Below are 20,593 nucleotides of genomic sequence, written 5' to 3' on the forward strand. Positions count from 1 at the left end.
GGCGTGCCCACAATTGACGAGCCACTTCTTCGCTTCGCAGCGGGCATTGGGCTGCGGGGGCGATCTCTGGGGCGGCGAGAAGCGCAGGCGCAGGGTCGGCGGGCAAAGCCTGCTTCGTCATCTGACTCACCGCAGCTGTCTGAGCGCAGCGCGCAAAGCGCGCGTAGCGAGTTCTGCGGTGCGACCCTGCGGTGAGCATCGCAGCGCAGTTGGCGCAACGCGCCAACCGCCCCAGTGTGAGCCCCCGCAGCTCAATGCCCGCTGCGAAGCAGCAACCGCAAACCACCAAGGAGACAAGAAATGGACCTGACCCACGAAGTCTTCAACCAGCCCAACCCGCTGGTCAACTACAACCTCTTTGACGGCAACCAGCCGCTCAAGGCCGCACTCAAGTTCAACGCACCGCAGCTGGACACTTCAGCGCTGCATACCCTCGGCGCCATCCTGGGCAGCGAGGCCATGCAGACGCACGCACGGCTGGCCAATATCCACCATCCTGAACTGCACACCCACGACCGCTTTGGCCACCGGGTAGACCAGGTGGAGTTTCACCCGAGCTACCACGCGCTGATGCAGGCCGCCACGGGCGCCGGCCTGCACGGCACGCCGTGGCTGGGAGAGGGTGAGGGCAGGGGCGCCTCGCCGCATGTGCAGCGCGCCGCCGGCTTCATGCTGTTCACCGAGCTGGAGCCGTCCATCCTGTGCCCCATCTCCATGACCTACGCGGTCACGCCGGCGCTGCGCAGCAATGCCGCGGTCTACCGCGACTGGGGCCCCGGCCTGGCCGCCCGAGCCTACGACCCCGCGCTCAAGCTCTGGCGCGACAAGGCCGGCCTGACCATGGGCATGGGCATGACCGAGAAGCAGGGCGGCTCCGACGTGCGGGCCAACACCACGCGCGCCGAGGCGGCGGGCACCGACGACTGGGGCCAGCGCTTCAGCGTCACGGGCCACAAGTGGTTCTTTTCGGCGCCCATGTGCGACGCTTTTTTGATCCTTGCGCAGACCGCCAGCGGCCTGAGCTGCCTGTTTTTGCCGCGCGTGTTGCCCGACGGCCGCCTCAACGCCATCCGCATCCAGCGCCTCAAGGACAAGCTGGGCAACAAGGCCAACGCCAGCTCCGAGGTGGAGTTCCACGGCGCCAGCGCCTGGCTGGTGGGCGACGAGGGGCGCGGCGTTCCACAGATTCTGGAGATGGGCACCATGACGCGGCTGGACTGCGCCCTGGGCACCAGCGGCCTGATGCGCCAGGCGCTGGGCATTGCCCTGAACCACACCAGCCAGCGCCAGGCCTTTGGCAAGCGGCTGATCGACCAGCCCCTGATGCGCAATGTGCTGGCCGATCTCGCGCTCGAATCCGAAGCTGCCACGGCACTGGCCATCCGGCTGGCGCGGGCCTTTGACCGGCCCGGCGACGCGCATGAAAAAGTCATGGCCCGGCTGCTCACGCCCGTGGCCAAGTTCTGGATCTGCAAGCGCGGCAGCCACTTCGCGCAGGAGGCCATGGAATGCCTGGGTGGCAACGGCTATGTGGAGGAGGGCGGCGAAGGCATCATGGCCCGCATCTACCGCGAAATGCCGCTCAACTCCATCTGGGAAGGTGCCGGCAACATCATGGCCATCGACCTGCTGCGCGCCTTGCGCAAGGCCGACGCCGCCGCCGCGCTGGCGCATGAGCTGGCCCCGGCCAAAGGCGCCCACCCCGCGCTAGACCGGCTGGCCGCCGCGCTGCCCACGCGTGTCGAGGACATGGCGAGCGAGCTTGAAGCGCGCCGCCTCGCGCAGGACGTGGCGCTGGCCGTGCAGGCCGCGCTGCTGTGCCAGACCGCGCCGGCCGCCGTCTTCAGCGCCTTCTGCGACTCGCGCCTGGGCGGCAACTGGGGCCAGGCCTTTGGCACGCTGGGCGCCAACACCGACTTCGACACCCTGCTGGCCCGCGCCCAGCCCCGCCAGGTCTGAGCCGCGCCACCCGCCCAACACATCACACACAAACCTGGAGACACCGCATGGCCGACCTGATTTTTCACCATTACGACACCTCGCCTTTTTCAGAGAAGGTGCGCCTGATCTTTGGCGCCAAGAAACTCGCCTGGAAGGCCGTGGACGTGCCCCGCATCAGCCCCAAGCCCGATGTGGTCGCGCTCACTGGCGGCTACCGCAAGACGCCTTTCCTGCAGGTGGGTTCCGACATTTACTGCGACACCGCCCTGATCTGCGAGGTGCTGGAGCACGTGCAGCCCGAGCCCGCGCTGTTCCCGGCCGGACTTAAAGGGGTGTCCCGGCTGATCGCCCAATGGGCCGACGAAAAGCTCTTCTGGGCCGCCATGGCCTACAACTTCTCGCCGCGCGGCACGGCCCAGATGTTTGGCGGCAGCCCCGATGCGCCCATCGAAAAATGGGGCGGCATGGCCAAGGCCTTTGGTGAAGACCGCGCCAAAATGCGCCTGGGCATGCCCCGCATGCCGCTGGGTGACGCCACCTCGGCCTACAAGGGCTACCTGCGCCGCCTGGCCCACATGGTGGACGACCAGCCCTACCTGCTGGGCAACGCGCCCTGCGTGGCCGACTTTGCGGCCTACCACCCGCTGTGGTTCACGCGCACGCAAACCTCCTGCATGGCGGGCATCCTGGACGCCACCCCCTCGGTGCTGGCCTGGATGGACCGCATGGCCGCCATCGGCCACGGCAGCTCCAGCCCCATGACCGCGGCCGACGCGATTGCCGTGGCCGCGGCGAACCCCGCGCCGGCCAACCTGCTGCACGGCCACAGCTTCCAGGACGACCACGGCATTCCACTGGGAAGCCAGGTGGCCATCACGGCCGAGAGCTTTGGCCCCGAGGCCACCGAAGGCGAACTGGTGGCCGCCACCCGCACGCACTACACGCTGCGCCGCACCGACGAGCGTGCCGGCACCGTGCACGTGCACTTTCCCCGCATTGGCTACATCATGAAAAAGGCAGAGGCATGATCCAGGACTTCAAAGGCAAGACCGCCGTTCTCACCGGCGCAGGCTCGGGCTTCGGGCTCGAATGTGCGCGCATTGGCGCCCGGCTGGGCATGAACCTGGTGCTGGTCGATGTTCAGCAGGACGCACTGGACAAGGCCGCCGCCGAAATGCAGGCCGCCGGCGCCCAGGTGCTGGCCCGCAAGGTGGACGTGGCCAAGGCCGGCCCGATGGAGGCCCTGGCCGCCGCCGTGAAAGAGCGCTTTGGCGCACCGCACTTCGTCTTCAACAACGCCGGCGTGGGCTCGGGCGGCCTGATCTGGGAAAACTCCGTGGCCGACTGGGAATGGGTGCTGGGCGTCAACGTCTGGGGCGTGGTGCACGGCGTGCGCCTGTTCACGCCCATGATGCTCGAGGCCGCGGCGCAAGACCCGGCCTACCGCGGCCACATCGTCAACACCGCCAGCATGGCCGGCCTGCTCAACCCGCCCAACATGGGGGTGTACAACGTGAGCAAGCACGCCGTGGTCAGCCTCACCGAAACGCTGTACCAGGACCTGAGCCTGGTGACCGACCAGGTCGGCGCCAGCGTGCTGTGCCCCTTCTTTGTGGCCACCGGCATCAGCCAGAGCCACCGCAACCGCCCCGGCGAACTCAAGGCCGACAAGCCGACAAAGAGCCAGCTCATCGGCCAGGCCATGAGCGACAAGGCCGTGGGCTCGGGCAAGATCACCGCGGCGGATGTGGCGCAAAAGGTGTTTGACGCCATCGCCGCCAACCAGTTCTACATCTACAGCCACCCCAAGGCCATCAACTCGGTGCAGACGCGGCTGGAAGACATCCTGCAGGCGCGCAACCCCACCGACCCGTTTGTCGACAAGCCCGAGATCGGCGCCGGGCTCAAGGCCGCGCTGCGCGCCGCCTGAGACACGTTGATACAGACCTCAAGGAGAACCCCATGATCCTCGTGACCGGCAGCGCGGTAGCCCGCGCCGACCAGCTTGAAGCAGCGCTGGCGCTGAGCCTGGAGCATGTCCACCGCTCGCGCGCCGAACCGGGCTGCCTTTCGCACGCCGTGCACATCGACGCCGAGAACCCGCGGCGCCTGGTGTTTGTGGAGGAGTGGGCCAGCATGGACGCGCTCCAGGCCCACTTTGCGGTGCCGGCCTCGCGCCAGTTCGGCAAGGTCCTGGCCGGGCTGTCGGAGGGCGCGCCCACGCTGAACCTCTACGAGGCCCAGCCCCTGCCGCGCTGATGGACGGTTTCACGCTGTTCGAGACGCCGATTGGCCGCTGCGGCCTGGCCTGGCGGGGCGACGGCGTGATCACCGCGGTGCAATTGCCCGAACCCGACGATGCACGCACCGCGGCCCGTCTGCTGCGCGCCGCACCAGAAGGCACCGTGCAGGCCGAGCCGCCGGCCTGGGTCGCCCGGGCGATGGTCCGCATCGTGGCCGCGTTGAACGGGGCGCCTGACGACCTGAGCGACCTGCCACTGGACATGACCGGCGTGCCGCCGTTCCACCAGCGCGTGTACGCCATCGCGCGCGCCATCCCGCCCGGCCGCACCATGACCTATGGCGAGGTCGCCGCCGCCTTGAACGAACCCGGCGCCGCGCGTGCCGTGGGCCAGGCGCTGGGCCACAACCCGTTTGCGCCCGTCGTGCCCTGCCACCGTGTGCTGGCCGCGGGCAGCCGCGGGGGCGGCTTCTCGGCCAGTGGCGGCGTGGACACCAAACTCAGAATGCTGCTGGCCGAGCGCGCGCGCTTTGGCAACGAGCCCGGCCTGTTCGACGCAGCGCCCTGACACCTCGGTTTCCGGGCTGGTTTCAAGCCAAAAGTGGCTGGAGTCCAGGCGGGGCGGCCACTGCGTGCTATCAATTCAGGAGTAAAGCAGGCTTCAGCTGCTGCACTGCAGGCTCAGCGCCTGCAGCGTTTTGCCCGTGGCGGGTTCAAACACCACGAGGTTGACCTGCCGCGGATGGGCCGCGTCACCCGCCACCGTGCGCAGCGTCAGCTTGGACGGGCCCTTGTAGTCCCCGGCCGGCACATACTGGCGCACCACAAAGTCGTGCTGCAGCAGTTCGCCGGCGTTTTCACCCGCCTTGACCTTGCTGCTGTGGCCGTTCTCGGTCACCGTCCAGTAGGCGCCCCAGCCGCCCACGCCTTCGGCCGGCGTCACCGTGGCCTCAAAGGCGTCGGGCCCGCTGCGCGCGAGGCTGATGCTGGCGCGCGCCGGCCCGCCTGCGGCGGTCGCGCGGTCGTAGTCATGCCAGTCCTGGCCATTGCGCACCAGCTGCGGGGTGTAGATGCTGTTCTGGCGGTTGAGGGCCGCAATCGCGCGCTGGCGCGTGGTGTAGGCCGGCGAGGCAAAGCGGTCCACCCAGCCGATGTAGTCCCAGTAGCCCACATGAAAGGCCTGCACCACCGCCTTGCCCTGCGCGGCCACGGGTTTGAGCGTGGACAGCCAGCGGTCCGCCGGCGGGCAGGAACTGCAGCCTTCGGAGGTGTAGAGCTCGATGACGGGCGTGAGCGTGGCCGCCGAGCGGGCCTCGCAGGTGGCGGCGGTGGCGGTGCTGACGGCAGCGGCCATCAGGGTGCTGGCCAGCAGGAGGGAGGAGGGTGTGCGCATGGTGGCTCCTTCAAGGGAATGCTCGAACACCGGTAGGTCGCGGGGCAGTGCCGGACCTTACAGAGGCGCAGAGGTGCCTGTGGCAAACTGCCGCCTCTTTTCCCCGTGACCGCAGAGAGCCGAGAATTTTTCAGAATGCAGAAAATCATTGAGCAGATTGCCGCCGAGATCAAGGTCCAGCCCCGCCAGGTGCTGGCGGCGGTGGAGTTGCTGGACGGTGGCGCCACCGTGCCTTTCATTGCCCGCTACCGCAAGGAGGTGACGGGGGGGCTGGACGACGTGCAGCTGCGCGAGCTCGAATACCGGCTGAGCTATCTGCGCGAGCTCGAGGAACGCCGCGAGGCCGTGCTCAAAGCCATCGACGAGCAGGGCAAGCTCACGCCCGCGCTGCGCGCCGCGATTGCCACCGTGGCCACCAAGCAGGAGCTGGAAGACCTGTACCTGCCGTTCAAGCAGAAGCGCCGCACCAAAGGGCAGATGGCGCGCGAAGCCGGCATCGAGCCACTGGCCGACAAGCTGTTTGCCGACCCCACGCTGGACCCGGCCGCCGAGGCTGCCGCCTTCACCCGCCCGGCCGAGGTGCTGGACGACGGCAAGCCTGGCGCCGACTTCTCGACCGTGCCCGCCGTGCTGGACGGCGTGCGCGACATCCTGAGCGAGCGCTGGGCCGAAGACCCGGCCCTGGTGCAGGGCCTGCGCCAGTGGCTGTGGTCTGAAGGCCTGCTGCGCAGCCAGCTCGCGGCCGGCAAGGACGAGAACCACCCCGATGTGGCCAAGTTCCGCGACTACTTTGACTACGATGAGCCCATCGGCCGCGTGCCCTCGCACCGCGCGCTGGCGGTGTTCCGGGGGCGGCAGCTGGAGGTGCTGGAGGCCAAGCTGGTGGTGCCCGATGCCGTTCGCCCTGAGCTAGTCGAAGGGGCTTCGACCCTTCGACCGGCTCAGGACAGGCCTGGCTCAGCCCGAGCGGCTGTTTCCCTGGCCGAAGGCAAGATCGCCCTGCACCTGGGCTGGAGCCATGCCGGCCGCCCGGCCGACGACCTGCTGCGCAAGTGCGTGGCCTGGACCTGGCGCGTCAAGCTCAGCCTGTCCACCGAGCGCGACCTGTTCACCCGCCTGCGCGAAGAGGCCGAGAAGGTGGCCATCAAGGTCTTTGCCGACAACCTGCGCGACCTGCTGCTGGCCGCGCCCGCCGGCCCGCGCGTGGTCATGGGCCTGGACCCGGGCATCCGCACCGGCGTCAAGGTGGCGGTGGTCGATGCCACGGGCAAGCTGGTGGACACAGCCACCGTGTACCCGCATGAGCCGAGGCGCGACTGGGACGGCGCGCTGCACACCCTGGACGCGCTGTGCCAGAAACACGGCGTGAACCTGATCGCCATCGGCAATGGCACCGCGAGCCGCGAGACGGACAAGCTGGCGGCTGATCTGATCAAGCTGATGGGCAAGGCGCGGGCCCAATCCCCATCCCCATCCCAAACCGTTCGCGTTGAGCCTGTCGAAACCCAGGCTTCGACCCTTCGACCAGCTCAGGACAGGCCAAGCTCAGCCCGAACGGTGAAACAAACGGGCAGCATCGAAAAAGTCGTCGTCAGCGAAGCCGGCGCCTCGGTCTACAGCGCCAGCGAATTCGCCAGCCAGGAAATGCCGGATGTGGACGTGAGCCTGCGCGGCGCGGCCAGCATTGCGCGGCGCTTGCAGGACCCGCTGGCCGAGCTGGTCAAGATCGACCCCAAGAGCATTGGCGTAGGCCAGTACCAGCACGACGTGAACCAGAGCGAGCTGGCCCGCACGCTGGAGGCCGTGGTCGAGGACTGCGTGAACTCGGTGGGGGTGGATCTGAACACCGCCAGCGTGCCGCTGCTGTCGCGGGTGTCGGGCCTGTCGGGCACGGTGGCCAAGGCCGTGGTGCGCTGGCGCGAGGCCAATGGGGCTTTCAGGAACCGCAAGCAACTGATGGACGTGAGTGGCCTGGGCGCCAAGACCTTTGAGCAGAGCGCGGGCTTCCTGCGCATCCGTGGCGGCGACAACCCGCTGGACATGACCGGCGTGCACCCCGAAACCTACCCCGTGGTCGAGCAGATGATGGCGCAGACCGGCAAGCCCGTGACCGAGCTCATGGGCCGCGCCGACATGCTCAAGACCCTCAAGCCCGAGCTGTTTGCCAATGAGAAGTTTGGGGTGATCACGGTGAAGGACATCGTCACCGAACTCGAGAAGCCCGGCCGCGACCCGCGCCCCGATTTCAAGGTGGCGCGCTTCAACGACGGCGTGGAAGACATTGCCGATCTGAAGGAAGGCATGGTGCTGGAGGGCACGGTCAGCAACGTGGCCGCCTTTGGCGCCTTCATCGACCTGGGCGTGCACCAGGACGGGCTGGTGCACGTGAGCCAGCTCAGCCACAAGTTCGTCAACGACGCGCGCGAGGTTGTCAAGACCGGCGACATCGTCAAGGTCAAGGTCATGGAGGTGGACGTGGCGCGCAAGCGCATCGGCCTGAGCATGAAGCTCGGTGACGCACCCGCGCGCCGCGATGGCCCGCGCGACAACCGCTTTGAAAGCGCCGGGCGCGGCCAGCAGGGCGCAGGCCGGCGCCATGAGGCACCGGCCAGCACCGCCATGGCCGGCGCCTTTGCCAAGCTGCAGGGCCTGCGCAAATCACCATGAAAGCCCTGCGCATCTACGCCGGCCCCAGGGCGCGCGCCCATATTGAACAGCAGGGTCTGCGCCCGCAGGATGTGGGCGTGGTGCCCGGCGCGGCGGGCGGGCCCAAGGGGCTGATCCTCGGGCCGCTGGACCGCTTCCTGTTTGGCGAGTGGCTGCCGCAAAGCAACCAGCCGGTTCACCTGGTGGGCGCTTCCATCGGGGCCTGGCGCATGGCCACGGCCTGCCTGGACCAGCCGGTGCAGGCCTTCGAGCGGCTGGAGAATGACTACATCCGCCAGCACTACGAGCTGCAGCCGGGCCAGAAGCGCCCCACGGCGGCCCATGTGAGCGAGCTGTTTGGCAGCAACCTCAAGGCGTTCTATGGCGGCCGGGTCAACGAGGTGCTGCAGCACCCGCGCTACAAGCTGCACGTGGTCACCTCGCGCGGGCGCCACGTGCTGGGGCGCGAGCACGGCCTGCGCACACCGCTGGGCTACCTGGGGGCCTTTCTGACCAACAGCGTGCACCGCAAGGCCATGGGTGCCTGGCTGGAGCGCGTGGTGTTCTCGTCGCCCGACACCGTGGGCGGGGCTGCGCACGCAGCGCTGCCGTTTGCCACGGCCGACTACCGCACGCGGCAGGTCAGCCTGAGCGAGGCCAATTTCAACGCCGCGCTGCAGGCCAGTTGCTCGATCCCGTTCGTGCTCAAGGCCATCCACGACATTCCGGGCGCGCCGCCCGGCGCGTATTGGGACGGCGGCATCACCGACTACCACCTGCACCTGAACTACAACGCCCAGGCCGGGCAGGGGCTGGTGCTGTACCCGCATTTCCAGAAAGCCGTGGTGCCGGGCTGGCTCGACAAGGGCCTGAAATGGCGCCATGGCGCCACCCATTTCCTGGACAGCACCATCGTGCTCGCGCCCAACCCCGAGTGGGTCCAGACGCTGCCCAACGGCAAGCTGCCCGACCGCACCGATTTCACGCGCTACGGGCAGGACCTGGACGCCCGCGTCAAGGCCTGGAGCACGGCCACGTCGGCCAGCCGGCAGCTGGCCGACGAGTTTGCGCAGTGGCTGGCAACCGGCAATGCCTCAGGGGTTCAGGCGCTATAGCCAAGCCCGGGCCCGTGAGTCCAGCCACGCGGCCAACACCCGGGGTTGCACAGGCGTCAGGCCAATACGTCAGTGAGCCAGGCCTTCGCGAGCTTTGCCTGGCGATCGACCAGCGCCGGGTCGCGAAACGCATGGGCCATCACGGCGGCGCCCTGCAGCAGGGTCAGCAAAAATTCGGCGTGTTGCCGGGCCTTGGCGGCAGGCAACTCGCGCGCAAACTGGCCCACCAGCCAGGCCTGCAGGGCCTCCAGAATGCGCGACGCATAGGGCTGGAGGGCCGGATCGGTCTTGCCGAGCTGGCTGGCCAGCGTGCCCACGGGGCAGCCCACGCGCGCCAGCTCATGCGCCGAGTCCTGGGTCACCTGAATGAAGGCCTTGATCGACACCAGCGCGCTGGCATCGGCCGGCAGCAAGGCCTTGAGTCGCCCAAAGAGCTCTTCCATGCGGGCGTCAGAGACCGATTCGAGCATCTCGGCCTTGGTCTTGAAGTAGTACGACAGGTTGCCCTTCAGCAAGCCCGCGTGCTCGGCAATATCGCCGATCGATGTTTCTGCGTAACCGCGTTCCATGAAGAGGTTCAGCGCGGCATGGACGATTTTCTGCCGGTTGACCGCGCCTTTGCCTGCCGCCACGGGCGGCGCTTCGGGTGTGTTCAGTTCTGCGGTGCTTTTAGCCATTGCGTGATGGTAGCGATCGGGATGTGGTCATCAATATCGGCCCCGTAGTGGGCCACAGCAATGCGCCCGTCTGGCGCGATCAGGAAATCCGCCGGGGTTCTTTCAAACGGCCCGTCCACCTTGCCCGGCAGGAAGCCGCTTCGGAAAGCCTTGAAAGCCGTGGTCATGACCCGCCACGAAACCAGCCCGCGCCAGCGCGTTTCCACGCCAAACCGCCTGTAGTGGGTCATGGCCGGGTCCGCGACGATGGGGAAGGGCGCATCCTGGCGGCCCACATACTGGCGGATCGATTCAGCGGGCGACTGGAAGACGGAAATGACGCGCAAGCCGTGCTCCGACCATTGCGGGTAGTGCTGGATGATGGCGCGCATGCGGAAATTGCACACGGGACACGAGGCATACCGGTAAAAAGACAAAAGAACCGGCGCGCCACGCAAGGCGCCCAGGCTGACGGGTTCACCTGAAAAATCAGTGGCAATGAGATCTGGGGGCAGGGCCCCCGGGGCAAGGTGCATGCAAACTCCCGAGTAGTTGGACGATCGACCAAGTATATCAGGACGATCGTCCAACTTTTGGAGCCGGGCTGCCGGCTCAGGGGCTGCAGCCCTGTGTCGGGGTGGCTATTACATGGCGGCCGCCAGCATGGCCTGATAGTCGTCCACCGAGGCAATGCGCGGGTTGGTCTTGTGGCAATGGTCGGCCAGCGCGCCGGTGATGATCTTGTCGAACCAGTCACTCTGCACCCCCATGGCGGCCAGGCCCGTGGGCAGGCCCAGGCGGGCGTTCATGTCCTTGATGGCCTCGGGGATGTCGCTGCCCGACTGCAAGCCCATGGCGCGGGCCATGCGGTCCAGCCGCTTGTCCTTTTGCACCGACTCGGCCGCTGCGTTGAAGGTGACCACGGCGGGCAGGAACATGGCGTTCAAGGTGCCGTGATGAAGGCGCGGGTCAACCCCGCCCAGGCTGTGGCTCAGGCTGTGCACGCAGCCCAGGCCTTTCTGGAAGGCCATGGCGCCCTGCATCGAGGCGCTCATGAGGTTGAAGCGCGCCTCGCGGTCGGCGCCGTTGGTGGTGGCGCGCTCGATGTGGGCCCAGCCGCGCTCCAGGCCGTCCAGCGCAATGCCGTCGGCCGGCGGGTTGAAGGCCGCCGACATGAAGGTTTCCATGCAGTGGGCAATGGCGTCCATGCCGGTGGCGGCTGTGAGCTTGGGCGGCAGGCCCAGCGTGAGCTCGGGGTCGCAAATGGCGGCCTTGGGCACGATGTTCCAGGAGTGAAAGCCCAGCTTGCGGTGGTCGTCCACGATGATGATGGCGCCGCGCGCCACCTCGCTGCCGGTGCCGCTGGTGGTGGGCACGGCGATCAGCGGCGCCGCGCGCTCGGTGATGCGCGGCGAGCCGCCCTCGATGGTGGCGTAGTGGGTGAGCGGGCCTTCGTGCGTGGCGGCAATGGCCACGCCCTTGGCGCAGTCGATGGCCGAGCCGCCACCCACCGCGATCAGGCCATCGCAGTTGTTCGCCTTGTAGACCTGAACGGCTGCGCGCACGGCGGCCTCGGTCGGGTTGGAGGGGGTCTGGTCAAACACGGCCACGGTCATGCCGGGCAGGGCGTCCAGCGCTTTTTGCAGCACGCCAGCGGCCTTGACGCCGGGGTCGGTCACGATCAGCGGGCGGGTGATGCCGACGCGCTCGCACTCCTGCTTGAGCAGCTTCACGGCGCCAAAGTCGAACTGGATCTGGGTGACGTAGTAGATGAGGGACATGGCGGTTGCGTTGTACGATTCAAAGCCCGACTTTAAGGCAGGAGACATTTCTTGAAAACGAAACAAACCCTCATCGCCGTCGCCTTGGCGATAGCGGCTGGCGCCCCCATGGCGGCCTGCCTGACCGATGCACAGGCCGTCGCCCTGGTTGACCAGTACATGGCCCGGGCGCCCGCCGCCAATCCCGAGGGCCTGAGCGAGGCCGACGGTGCCTGCAGCCGCGCCAAGATCAATGCCCTGCTGGAACTGCGGCTGGGCAACGTGATTGGCTACAAGGCCGGCCTCACGGCTTCTGCAGTGCAGAAGCGCTTTGGCTATGACAAGCCCGTGTGGGGCAAGCTGTATGAGGGCATGGTGCTGGAAGACGGCGCCACGGTGGAGGCCGCGTTTGGCGCGCGCCCGCTGTTCGAGGCCGACATGCTGGTGCGCGTGAGCAGCGAGGCCATCAACCAGGCCAAGACGCCGATGGATGTGCTGATGGCGATTGACCAGATCATTCCCTTCATCGAGCTGCCCGACCTCGTGGTGCAGGCCCCGCCCAAGCTCAATGGCCCGGCCATCAGCGCCATCAACGTGGGCGCGCGCCTGGGCGTGGCTGGCAGGCCCGTGGCCGTGCCTGTGACCCGTGGCGACCGCTACGCCATGCTCGATGCACTGCGTGACATGGACGTGGTGCTCAGCGATGGCAGCGGTGCCACCCTGGGCAAGGGCAAGGGCAGCGACATCCTGGAGCATCCGCTCAATGCCGTGATCTGGCTGGCCCAGGCCCTGGCGCAGGAAGGCCTGGCCATGAAGCCTGGCGAGCTGATCAGCCTGGGCTCGTTCTCGCCGCTGCTGCCGCCCAAGGCCGGCATGAAGGTCACCGCCACCTACCAGGGCCTGCCCGGCGCCGCGCCGGTGTCGGTCCAGTTCAAATAAGGTGGCGTTTCCACCGCCGCCCCTGACGCCTGCCATGCGGGATGTGCTGGCGCGCATGGCGCGCGCCGGCCACCCGCCCATGCACACACTGACGCCAGTGCAGGCGCGGGCGGCCTACGAGGCCGGCGCCGGCGTGCTGGAAATCCCGCGCCCCGAGCTGCCCCGGGTGCAGGACCTGCACATTCCCGCGCGCGACGGCCAGGCGCTGCCGGCGCGCCTGTATGCGCCGGCGCAGGGCAGTCTGCCCGTGCTGCTGTACTTTCACGGTGGCGGCTTCACCATTGGCAGCGTCACCACGCACGACACCTTGTGCCGCGAACTGGCCCGGCGCAGCGGCTGCATGGTGGTGTCGCTGGACTACCGGATGGGGCCGGAGCACCGCTTCCCCACGGCCGTTCACGATGCCTGGGACGCGCTGCAGTGGCTGGCCAAGCACGGCGCGCCGCTGGGCGCCGACACCTCTCGCCTGGCCGTGGGCGGAGACAGCGCCGGCGGCACGCTGGCCGCCGTGTGCGCGCTGCTGGCGCGCGATGCGCAGTTGCCGCTGGCCTTGCAGTTGCTGTTCTACCCCGGCTGTGCCCCTCGGGCCGACAGTGACTCCCACGCGCGATACGGACAGGGCCTGGTGCTGGAGCAGGCGCACATCGACTTTTTCTTCAGCCAGTACCTGCGCAGCGACGCCGACCGTGACGACTGGCGGTTTGCGCCCCTGCTGGCGCCCGACGTGGACGGCGTGGCGCCGGCCTGGCTGGGCCTGGCCGAGTGCGACCCGCTGGTCGACGAGGGCCTGCAGTACGCGGACCGGCTGCGCGCCAGCGGTGTGGCCGTGGACCTGCAGATTTACCGTGGGGTGACCCATGAATTCATCAAGATGGGCCGTGTGCTGCCCGAAGCGCGGCAGGCCCACGCCGACGCGGCGCGCGCCATGAAAGAGGCTTTGACCCCATGAAGAGACAAGACTTCCGGTTTTTCCACCGCCTGCGGGTGCGCTGGGCCGAGGTGGACATGCAGAAAATCGTGTTCAACGCCCACTACCTGATGTACTTTGACACCGCCGTGGCCGACTACTGGCGCGCGCTGGCGTTGCCGTATGAAGAAGCCATGCACCAGCTGGGCGGCGACCTGTACGTCAAGAAGGCCACGGTGGAGTTCCACGCCTCGGCGCGCATGGACGACCAGATCGACGTGGGCATGAAGTGCGCGCGCATCGGCAATTCGTCGATGCTGTTCACCGGCGCGATCTTCCGGGGTGACGAGCTGCTGATCACCTGCGAGCTGGTCTATGTGTTTGCCGACCCGGCCACGCAGACCTCCAGGCCCGTGCCGCAGGCGCTGCGCGACATCCTGACCGGCTACGAGGCGGGCGAGTCCATGGTCGTGCTGCGCACCGGGCCCTGGAGCGAGCTGGGTGCCGATGCCACCCGGGTGCGCACCGAGGTGTTCGTGAACGAGCAGCGCATTCCCATGGAGATGGAGTGGGACGAGGCCGACCGCACAGCGCTGCACGCGGTGGCCAGCAACCGGCTGGGCCAGCCCCTGGCCACCGGGCGGCTGCTGCAACCGGGCCCGGGCGTGGGCCAGATCGGCCGCATGGCCGTGCACCGGGTGCTGCGCGGCGCCAGCCTGGGCCGCGACATCCTGCAGGCCCTGACCGAAGCGGCCGCGCAGCGCGGTGACCGGCAGCTGCTGCTGCACGCGCAGCGCAGCGCCGAGGGCTTTTACCAGCGGCTGGGCTTTCGCCCGCGTGGCGTACCGTTTGACGAGGTGGGCATACCGCACATCGAAATGTTCACGGTTCTGCGCACCGATTAGGGAACCTGTGCAACCGTCTGTAAGACCAACGCTGGAACAGGCGACAATACGAGGTTGTTCGCCCCGGGCAGAGGTTTTGCCCCTGCGCGACCCTTCTGTACAGACTTCATGGCCAAGAAAAAACGCAATTCCCCCGACCGGTCTGGCTCTGGTGCCGGCCGGTCCGACGCGGCAGCGGGCGGCACCGCCGCCCTGAACGCCGCGGGCAGCCTGCCCCTGGGTGACGCCCCCGCCACACGCGCCCGCCGCCCGGCTGCGCCACCCACGGCGGCCAATCTGTCATTGCCGATCGAGATCACGCGCGGCGACTGGACCGTGCTGATCCTGTCGATGATGATGTTCTTCGCGCCGGCACTGGGCGTGCCGCACGAGGAGATGCTGCAGGACACGCTCAAGTCCATCGTGGTGTCGTTTGCGGCGCTGGGCGCGGGCCTGCTGTTCTTCTGGCACCAGCGCAACCGGCGCGACGGCCTGCGCTGGCACGCCATCATGTGGCTGCCGCTGGCGCTGATGGTCTATGCGCTGGGCAGCATGGTCTGGTCGCATACCTACCTGGGCGGCGTCGAGGCCATCCGCTGGTTCATCTTCAGCTGGCTGGTCTGGCTCGGCCTGAACACGCTCACGCGCGAGCGCCTGCCGCAACTGGCCTGGGGCATTCACTGGGGCGCGGTGGTCGCCTCGCTATGGACGGCGCTGCAGTTCTGGGTGGACTTCAAATACTTCCCGCAGGGCCCCAACCCGGCCTCCACCTTCGTCAACCGCAACTTCTTCGCCGAGTTCGTGGTGTGCACGCTGCCGTTCTCGGTGCTGTTGCTGGCGCGCGCCAGACAGTCGGCCACGATCTTCCTGCTGGCCTTCACCATCGGCTTCAACGTGGTCGCCATCATGATGACCGGCACCCGCTCGGCGCTGACGGCCATGTTCATGCTGCTGCTGGTGCTGCCCGTCATCCTCTACCTGTACCGCAAGCAGTTCGGTTTTGTGAACTGGGACTCGGGCAAGCGCATCATCGCGGGCGGCGTGCTCATGGCCACGGTGCTGGGCCTGGGCATGATCCACACCGGTAATCCCAAGCTGATCGAGGAAAACAAGGTCGAGGCCCGCGGCCTCACGGCGCTGCAGCGCGGACTGGCGCGCACGCTGTCCATGACCAAGAAGGAGGAGTACACCGAGAAGTCCTTCTCTGTGCGTCTGGTCATGTGGAAGGCCACGGCCCGCATCATCAAGGCGCGCCCGCTCAGCGGCGTGGGCGCCGGCGCCTGGGAAGTGGACATTCCGCTGTACCAGACCGAGGGCTCGCAGCTTGAAACCGACTACTACGTCCACAACGAAATCCTGCAGCTGCTGGCCGAGTACGGTCTGGTGGGCTGGCTGTTCCTGATCTCACTGCTGTCCTACCTGCTGTACGCGGCCTGGCGGACGGTGCGCGACAGAAGCACCGACATGCAGGCCGAGGCGCCGCTGCGCGCCATCACCCTGGCGGGGCTGCTGGCCTTTTTGATCGTGAGCAATGCCGGATTCCCGTGGCGCATGGCCAGCACCGGCGCCATTTTTGCGCTGTCGCTGGCCATTCTGGCCGCTTCGGATGCCCGGCTGGGCCTGCGCAGCCCGGTGCTGGCGAGCCGCCTGGCCTGGAAGCCGGGCTACTCGCAGGCCATGGCCGTGACACTGATGGTGTGCACGGCCCTGGCGGCCTACATCACGCAGCAGGCGGCCGAATGCGAAAGCAAGATCGTCAAGGCCACCAAGCTGGCGCTCACGATTTCAGCCTCCAACGACTACAACAACCCCAAGTGGGACAAGACCAAGGCCGAGATGTTCTCGCTGATCAAGCAGGGCACCGACATCAACCCCCACTACCGCAAGATCACGCCCATGGTGGCCGATGAAGCCGCGAAGTGGGGCGACTGGAAGGACGCGACCTGGATCTGGGAGTCGGTGATTTCGTCACGCCCCTACATCGTGGCCATCATGTCCAACATCGCGCGCGGCTACGCTTCCACCGGCAACCCCGACAAGGCGCTTGAGTACCTGGCGCGCGCCAAGAAGATCCAGCCCAAGGCGCCCTCGGTGCGCTCCCTCGAGGTGGTGCTGCTCAGCCGCACCGGCAAGGAGCCCAAGGCGCTGGAACTGGCGCGCGACGCGATTGCCCAGGACGTTTACGACTATGACCTGGCCAACGCGGGCTTCATCCTGGGCTGGCGCGCCGGTGACTTCAAGTTCGCCGAAAAGGCCATGGAGCTGCGCAACAAGGGCTGGCCGGGCAGCAAGAACCCGGGCCTGGTGCAGCTGGGCAACATGTACCTCACGGGCGTGAAGGACGAAGCCAAGGCCCTGGCCACCTTCAGGCAGGCGCTGGAAGGCGCTTCTGAGGAAGAACGCAAGACCCTGGTCGGCCAGATCCCCCAGGCGCTGTACCCCAAGCTGGGGGTCAAGGTGGTGGTGGCGCCGCCCGCGGCGGCCGCTCAGACGTCGGCCGCAAGCAAGTAGGGCAGGGGCAGCAGGCTCAGGGCGGGGCCGTCGGGCGCCCCGGCGCTGAGCCGGTGCTCCGACGCGCTGAGCTGGATCGACACGATCGCCTCAAACCCACCGCCAGGCGCGGGGGCAGCCTGCACCACGAGGCCGCAGGGCTGCTCGGGGTCGGCGTCATGAAACACCTCCTGGCCAGCAGTCACTGCATCAGCCGAATGGGCGATGAAGGCGCGGCGCTTGAGCGTGCCGCGAAACTGGCTGCGCGCCACCACCTCCTGGCCCGGATAGCAGCCTTTCTTGAAATTGACGCCGCCGACCGATTCGTAATTGAGCATCTGCGGCACAAAGGCATCGACCAGCGGCTGGCTCAGCGTGGCAATGCCGCTGCGCACCTCGCTCCACAGCCAGTCGTCCAGGCTCAGAGCCGGCCCCGCAGGCGCGGCCATGTCCGAAGGCCCGATCCACAGGCCCCGCGGCTGGTCCAGCGCGGGGTAGAGCGTGACCCAGCGCGCCGGGCCGTCGGCGCCACAGGTCCAGGGCTCGGAGGGCTGGGGGTTGAGTGCCGTCCAGGCCGGGCCGACCAGGCCGTACAGCGCGAACTGGCCGGTCGCGTCGCTCAGCCTGGCCTTGGCCCGCAGCACGAACATCGACAGTCGCTTGAGCGTGGCGGCCAGCAGGTCGCGGCTGCAGATGAGCAGGATGTCGTCTTCGCGCTTGATCCCGATGAAGCTGGCCTGCATCCGGCCCTTGGCCGAGCAGAACGCCGCGAGGCGAGCCTGTGCCGGGCCGAGCAGCGCAAAGTCCTGCGTCAGCTGGCCCTGCAGGAAGGAGGCGGCGTCGGCGCCTTCGACGCGGATCACCCCCAGGTGACTCAGGGTGGCAATGCCATTCAATGCGTGGATCATGGCTGAATTATCATCGTCCGCTGATTTCACTCGTGCATGTAGGGGCAGCGTTTGCGGCGACTATTCATCTGGGCCTTTTTCCTGGTCGTGCTGGCCGCCATGGCCATTGCCGGCGCCGGCCTGTGGTGGGTGTACCAGCCGCTGCGCCTGCCGGCCCCCACGGTGGACCTGTCCATCGAGCCCGGCACCCTGCCGCGCGGCGTGGCCCAGGCCGTGGCCGATGCGGGGGTGGATGTGCAGCCCGAACTGCTGTACCTCTGGTTCCGCCTGTCCGGACAGGGGCGGCAGATCAAGGCCGGCAGCTACGAGCTGGGCAACGGCATCACGCCCTACCGCCTGCTGCGCAAGCTTGCGCGTGGCGAGGAGGCCTTGCGCGCGCTGGTGCTGGTGGAAGGCTGGAACTTCCGCCAGGTGCGCGCGGCGCTATCAAAAGAAGAGCAGCTCAAGCCCGACACACGTGGACTGGACGACGATTCGATCATGAAACTGCTGGGCCGCCCGGGTGTCCACCCCGAAGGCCGGTTTTTCCCCGACACCTACACCTATTCCAGGGGATCGAGCGACATCGCCCTGCTGCGCCGGGCCCTGCACGCCATGGACAAGCGGCTGGAGGCCGCCTGGGCACTGCGCAGCCCCGACGCGGCCGTGAAGACGCCCGACGACGCGCTGATCCTGGCCAGCATCATCGAAAAGGAAACCGGCAAGGCCAGCGACCGGCCGCTGGTGGCCAGCGTGTTCAACAACCGGCTGCGCGTGGGCATGCCGCTGCAGACCGACCCGACGGTGATCTATGGCCTGGGCGCGGCCTTTGACGGCAACCTGCGCAAGAAAGACCTGCAGACCGACACACCCTGGAACACCTACACCCGCGCCGGCCTGCCGCCCACGCCCATTTCCATGCCGGGCAAGGCCTCGCTGCTGGCGGCCGTGCAACCGCCACCCGGCAAGGCGCTGTACTTTGTGGCGCGCGGCGATGGCAGCAGCCATTTCAGCGCCACGCTGGACGAGCACAATCGGGCGGTGAACCAATACCAGCGCGGCGGCAGCCGCAACCCGCCATGAGCCGCGGCCTGTTCATCAGCTTCGAGGGCATTGACGGCGCGGGCAAGTCCACCCACATCGAGGGCCTGGCCTCGGCCTTCCGGGCGCAGGGCCGGTCCGTCACGCTCACGCGCGAGCCCGGCGGCACCCCGCTGGCCGAAAAGCTGCGCGGCCTGGTGCTCAACGACGCGATGGACCCGCTGACCGAGGCACTGCTGATCTTTGCGGCCAGGCGCGACCACCTGCAGCAGGTGATCGAGCCCGCGCTGGCCCGCGGCGACGTGGTGCTGTGCGACCGTTTCACCGATGCCACCTTTGCCTACCAGGGCGGTGGCCGGGGCTTTGACCTGGCCGTGCTCGGCCAGCTGGAGCAATGGGTGCAGGCCCGCCCCGAAGGTGGCCTGCGCCAGCCCGACCTGACCGTGTGGTTTGACCTGGCGCCCGAAGTGGCCGCCCAGCGCCTGGCCGACGCGCGCGTGCCCGACCGGTTCGAGGCCCTGCCCGTGGACTTTTTCCGCCGCGTGGCCGATGGCTATGCCCGCCGGGCGGCCGCCGCGCCCACGCGCTTTGCGCGGGTTGACGCGGCGCAGGACCGCCACAAGGTCTGGCAGCAGCTGACCAGCGCCTTTGTGCGCCGTGGCTGGCTGGCCATCATGGTGGCCGCCAACGGGGGCCCGCCATGAGCGCCGCGCCCTGGATCCTGCGCCAGCAGCAGGCCCTGCTGAGCCAGCGCGGCCATGCCTGGCTGCTGCAGGGGCCTTCGGGCCTGGGGCAGTACGCGCTGGGCCTGGGCCTGGTGCGGGCCTGGCTGTGCGAGCGGCCCACGGAGCAGGGCGCCTGCGGCGAATGCGGCAGCTGCCACGCGATCGACGTGCGCACCCATGCCGACCTGTGCGTGCTGATGCCCGAGACCGTGATGCTGGACCTCGGCTGGCCCCTGTCGGAGGCGGCGCAGAAAAAAATCGACGACAAGGAGCGCAAGCCCAGCCGCGAGATCCGTGTCGAGGCCATGCGCGACGCCGTGGAGTTTGCCCAGCGCACCAGCGCGCGCGGCCGCGGCAAGGCGGTGCTGGTGTACCCGGCCGAGCGCATGAACCACGTCACCGCCAATGCGCTGCTCAAGACGCTGGAGGAGCCGCCGGGCGACGTGAAATTCGTGCTGGCCAGCGAAGCCGCCCATCAGCTGCTGCCCACCATCCGCAGCCGCTGCCTGGGCCACACCATGGTCTGGCCCGACACGGCTCAGGCGCTGGCCTGGCTGGCCACGCAGGACGTCCCGCCCGCTGATGCGACCGCCCTGCTGCGCGCCGCGGGCGGCCGGCCCGACGACGCCTTGCTGTTTGCCCGCTCGGGCCGGGACCCCAAGGCCTGGTCGTTGTTGCCCAAGGCCGTGGCCCGGGGGGATGCCTCGGCCCTGGCCGGGCTCACGCCGGCCCAGGCGGTGGACGCGCTGCAGAAGCTGTGCCACGACCTGATGGCCGTTCAGGTGGGCGGGGCCACCCGCTTCTTTGAGCCGGCGCAGTTGCCGCCCTCGGGCAACCTGGCCGCGCTGGGCGCCTGGTCGCGCGAGCTGTCGCGCACGGCGCGCACGGTCGAACACCCGTTCAACGCCGGACTCATGCTGGAAGCCCTGACCAGCCAGGCGCACCGCGCCCTCAGATTGGCCTAAAC

The 20,593-nt window shown here is 68.2% G+C and carries 19 protein-coding genes; 14 read left to right on the forward strand and 5 right to left on the reverse strand.

Annotation, left to right across the window (positions count from 1 at the left end; translation table 11 throughout):
- Positions 1-300: 300 nt before the first annotated feature.
- The 5 genes from KF796_12880 to KF796_12900 are packed head-to-tail and all read left to right on the forward strand — an operon-like array spanning position 301 to position 4,751.
- Positions 301-1,959, forward strand: a complete 1,659-nt coding sequence (locus KF796_12880) for an isovaleryl-CoA dehydrogenase (GenBank protein MBX3587527.1) — start codon at positions 301-303, stop codon at positions 1,957-1,959.
- Positions 1,960-2,006: 47 nt separating this feature from the next.
- A complete protein-coding gene (locus KF796_12885) occupies positions 2,007-2,969 on the forward strand; it encodes a glutathione S-transferase family protein (GenBank protein MBX3587528.1) in 963 nt (320 codons plus the stop codon).
- The gene (locus KF796_12890; GenBank protein MBX3587529.1) at positions 2,966-3,871 is read left to right on the forward strand and encodes an SDR family oxidoreductase; all 906 of its coding nucleotides are present in this window, start codon (positions 2,966-2,968) and stop codon (positions 3,869-3,871) included. Before KF796_12885 ends, KF796_12890 begins: the two co-directional genes overlap by 4 nt.
- Positions 3,872-3,903: 32 nt before the next feature.
- On the forward strand, positions 3,904-4,200 hold the full coding sequence (locus tag KF796_12895; protein ID MBX3587530.1) for an antibiotic biosynthesis monooxygenase: 297 nt from the start codon (positions 3,904-3,906) through the stop codon (positions 4,198-4,200).
- A complete protein-coding gene (locus KF796_12900) occupies positions 4,200-4,751 on the forward strand; it encodes a methylated-DNA--[protein]-cysteine S-methyltransferase (protein ID MBX3587531.1) in 552 nt (183 codons plus the stop codon). Before KF796_12895 ends, KF796_12900 begins: the two co-directional genes overlap by 1 nt.
- 93 nt (positions 4,752-4,844) lie before the next feature.
- On the opposite strand, the gene KF796_12905 is transcribed toward KF796_12900, so the two are convergent.
- Positions 4,845-5,576: a DUF1223 domain-containing protein gene (locus tag KF796_12905; GenBank protein ID MBX3587532.1), complete on the reverse strand. Its 732-nt coding sequence runs from the start codon at positions 5,574-5,576 to the stop codon at positions 4,845-4,847.
- A 135-nt stretch (positions 5,577-5,711) separates the two neighbouring features.
- Here KF796_12905 and KF796_12910 point away from each other — a divergent pair, with 135 nt between their 5' ends.
- Together KF796_12910 and KF796_12915 are read left to right on the forward strand one after the other, a co-directional pair.
- Positions 5,712-8,243 (forward strand): RNA-binding transcriptional accessory protein, encoded by a 2,532-nt coding sequence (locus tag KF796_12910; protein ID MBX3587533.1) that lies wholly within the window; start codon positions 5,712-5,714, stop codon positions 8,241-8,243.
- Positions 8,240-9,337, forward strand: coding sequence for a phospholipase (locus tag KF796_12915; protein ID MBX3587534.1), 1,098 nt, complete (start codon positions 8,240-8,242; stop codon positions 9,335-9,337). Before KF796_12910 ends, KF796_12915 begins: the two co-directional genes overlap by 4 nt.
- A gap of 56 nt (positions 9,338-9,393) precedes the next feature.
- On the opposite strand, the gene KF796_12920 is transcribed toward KF796_12915, so the two are convergent.
- From KF796_12920 to KF796_12930, 3 genes are all read right to left on the reverse strand, one after another.
- Positions 9,394-10,014, reverse strand: coding sequence for a TetR/AcrR family transcriptional regulator (locus KF796_12920; protein MBX3587535.1), 621 nt, complete (start codon positions 10,012-10,014; stop codon positions 9,394-9,396).
- Complete coding sequence (locus KF796_12925) at positions 9,990-10,529, reverse strand: AhpC/TSA family protein (protein ID MBX3587536.1); 540 nt, start codon at positions 10,527-10,529, stop codon at positions 9,990-9,992. The genes KF796_12920 and KF796_12925 overlap by 25 nt, the downstream gene beginning before the upstream one ends.
- A gap of 108 nt (positions 10,530-10,637) precedes the next feature.
- Entirely contained in the window at positions 10,638-11,774 is a 1,137-nt protein-coding gene (locus KF796_12930; GenBank protein MBX3587537.1) for an iron-containing alcohol dehydrogenase, read from the reverse strand.
- Between the two features lie 51 nt (positions 11,775-11,825).
- Here KF796_12930 and KF796_12935 point away from each other — a divergent pair, with 51 nt between their 5' ends.
- The 4 genes from KF796_12935 (at position 11,826) to KF796_12950 (ending at position 16,994) form a co-directional block, all read left to right on the forward strand.
- Entirely contained in the window at positions 11,826-12,692 is an 867-nt protein-coding gene (locus tag KF796_12935; protein MBX3587538.1) for a fumarylacetoacetate hydrolase, read from the forward strand.
- Positions 12,693-12,726: 34 nt separating this feature from the next.
- Entirely contained in the window at positions 12,727-13,641 is a 915-nt protein-coding gene (locus KF796_12940; protein MBX3587539.1) for an alpha/beta hydrolase, read from the forward strand.
- On the forward strand, positions 13,638-14,504 hold the full coding sequence (locus KF796_12945) for a YbgC/FadM family acyl-CoA thioesterase (protein MBX3587540.1): 867 nt from the start codon (positions 13,638-13,640) through the stop codon (positions 14,502-14,504). Before KF796_12940 ends, KF796_12945 begins: the two co-directional genes overlap by 4 nt.
- Before the next feature lie 108 nt (positions 14,505-14,612).
- Positions 14,613-16,994 (forward strand): O-antigen ligase family protein, encoded by a 2,382-nt coding sequence (locus tag KF796_12950; protein MBX3587541.1) that lies wholly within the window; start codon positions 14,613-14,615, stop codon positions 16,992-16,994.
- Here the strand turns inward: KF796_12950 and KF796_12955 are convergent.
- Positions 16,970-17,881: a folate-binding protein YgfZ gene (locus tag KF796_12955; GenBank protein MBX3587542.1), complete on the reverse strand. Its 912-nt coding sequence runs from the start codon at positions 17,879-17,881 to the stop codon at positions 16,970-16,972. The two genes, KF796_12950 and KF796_12955, sit on opposite strands and share 25 nt — an antisense overlap.
- Positions 17,882-17,932: 51 nt before the next feature.
- Between KF796_12955 and mltG the strand changes: the two genes are divergently transcribed.
- From mltG to KF796_12970, 3 genes are read left to right on the forward strand one after another with little or no spacing between them, the layout of a single operon-like run.
- Positions 17,933-18,943, forward strand: a complete 1,011-nt coding sequence (gene mltG, locus KF796_12960; GenBank protein ID MBX3587543.1) for an endolytic transglycosylase MltG — start codon at positions 17,933-17,935, stop codon at positions 18,941-18,943.
- Positions 18,940-19,605: a dTMP kinase gene (locus KF796_12965; GenBank protein MBX3587544.1), complete on the forward strand. Its 666-nt coding sequence runs from the start codon at positions 18,940-18,942 to the stop codon at positions 19,603-19,605. Before mltG ends, KF796_12965 begins: the two co-directional genes overlap by 4 nt.
- Positions 19,602-20,591, forward strand: coding sequence for a DNA polymerase III subunit delta' (locus tag KF796_12970; protein ID MBX3587545.1), 990 nt, complete (start codon positions 19,602-19,604; stop codon positions 20,589-20,591). Before KF796_12965 ends, KF796_12970 begins: the two co-directional genes overlap by 4 nt.
- Positions 20,592-20,593: the final 2 nt, after the last annotated feature.

Source organism: Ramlibacter sp. (assembly GCA_019635435.1).
Classification (GTDB): domain Bacteria; phylum Pseudomonadota; class Gammaproteobacteria; order Burkholderiales; family Burkholderiaceae_C; genus JAHBZM01.

Bases quoted from the DNA above. Each gene is read 5' to 3' on its own strand.
- KF796_12880 (MBX3587527.1), top strand. From the start codon at position 301: ATGGACCTGACCCACGAAGTCTTCAACCAGCCCAACCCGCTGGTCAAC.
- KF796_12885 (MBX3587528.1), top strand. From the start codon at position 2,007: ATGGCCGACCTGATTTTTCACCATTACGACACCTCGCCTTTTTCAGAG.
- KF796_12890 (MBX3587529.1), top strand. From the start codon at position 2,966: ATGATCCAGGACTTCAAAGGCAAGACCGCCGTTCTCACCGGCGCAGGC.
- KF796_12895 (MBX3587530.1), top strand. From the start codon at position 3,904: ATGATCCTCGTGACCGGCAGCGCGGTAGCCCGCGCCGACCAGCTTGAA.
- KF796_12900 (MBX3587531.1), top strand. From the start codon at position 4,200: ATGGACGGTTTCACGCTGTTCGAGACGCCGATTGGCCGCTGCGGCCTG.
- KF796_12905 (MBX3587532.1), bottom strand. From the start codon at position 5,576: ATGCGCACACCCTCCTCCCTCCTGCTGGCCAGCACCCTGATGGCCGCT.
- KF796_12910 (MBX3587533.1), top strand. From the start codon at position 5,712: ATGCAGAAAATCATTGAGCAGATTGCCGCCGAGATCAAGGTCCAGCCC.
- KF796_12915 (MBX3587534.1), top strand. From the start codon at position 8,240: ATGAAAGCCCTGCGCATCTACGCCGGCCCCAGGGCGCGCGCCCATATT.
- KF796_12920 (MBX3587535.1), bottom strand. From the start codon at position 10,014: ATGGCTAAAAGCACCGCAGAACTGAACACACCCGAAGCGCCGCCCGTG.
- KF796_12925 (MBX3587536.1), bottom strand. From the start codon at position 10,529: ATGCACCTTGCCCCGGGGGCCCTGCCCCCAGATCTCATTGCCACTGAT.
- KF796_12930 (MBX3587537.1), bottom strand. From the start codon at position 11,774: ATGTCCCTCATCTACTACGTCACCCAGATCCAGTTCGACTTTGGCGCC.
- KF796_12940 (MBX3587539.1), top strand. From the start codon at position 12,727: ATGCGGGATGTGCTGGCGCGCATGGCGCGCGCCGGCCACCCGCCCATG.
- KF796_12945 (MBX3587540.1), top strand. From the start codon at position 13,638: ATGAAGAGACAAGACTTCCGGTTTTTCCACCGCCTGCGGGTGCGCTGG.
- KF796_12950 (MBX3587541.1), top strand. From the start codon at position 14,613: ATGGCCAAGAAAAAACGCAATTCCCCCGACCGGTCTGGCTCTGGTGCC.
- KF796_12955 (MBX3587542.1), bottom strand. From the start codon at position 17,881: ATGATCCACGCATTGAATGGCATTGCCACCCTGAGTCACCTGGGGGTG.
- KF796_12965 (MBX3587544.1), top strand. From the start codon at position 18,940: ATGAGCCGCGGCCTGTTCATCAGCTTCGAGGGCATTGACGGCGCGGGC.
- KF796_12970 (MBX3587545.1), top strand. From the start codon at position 19,602: ATGAGCGCCGCGCCCTGGATCCTGCGCCAGCAGCAGGCCCTGCTGAGC.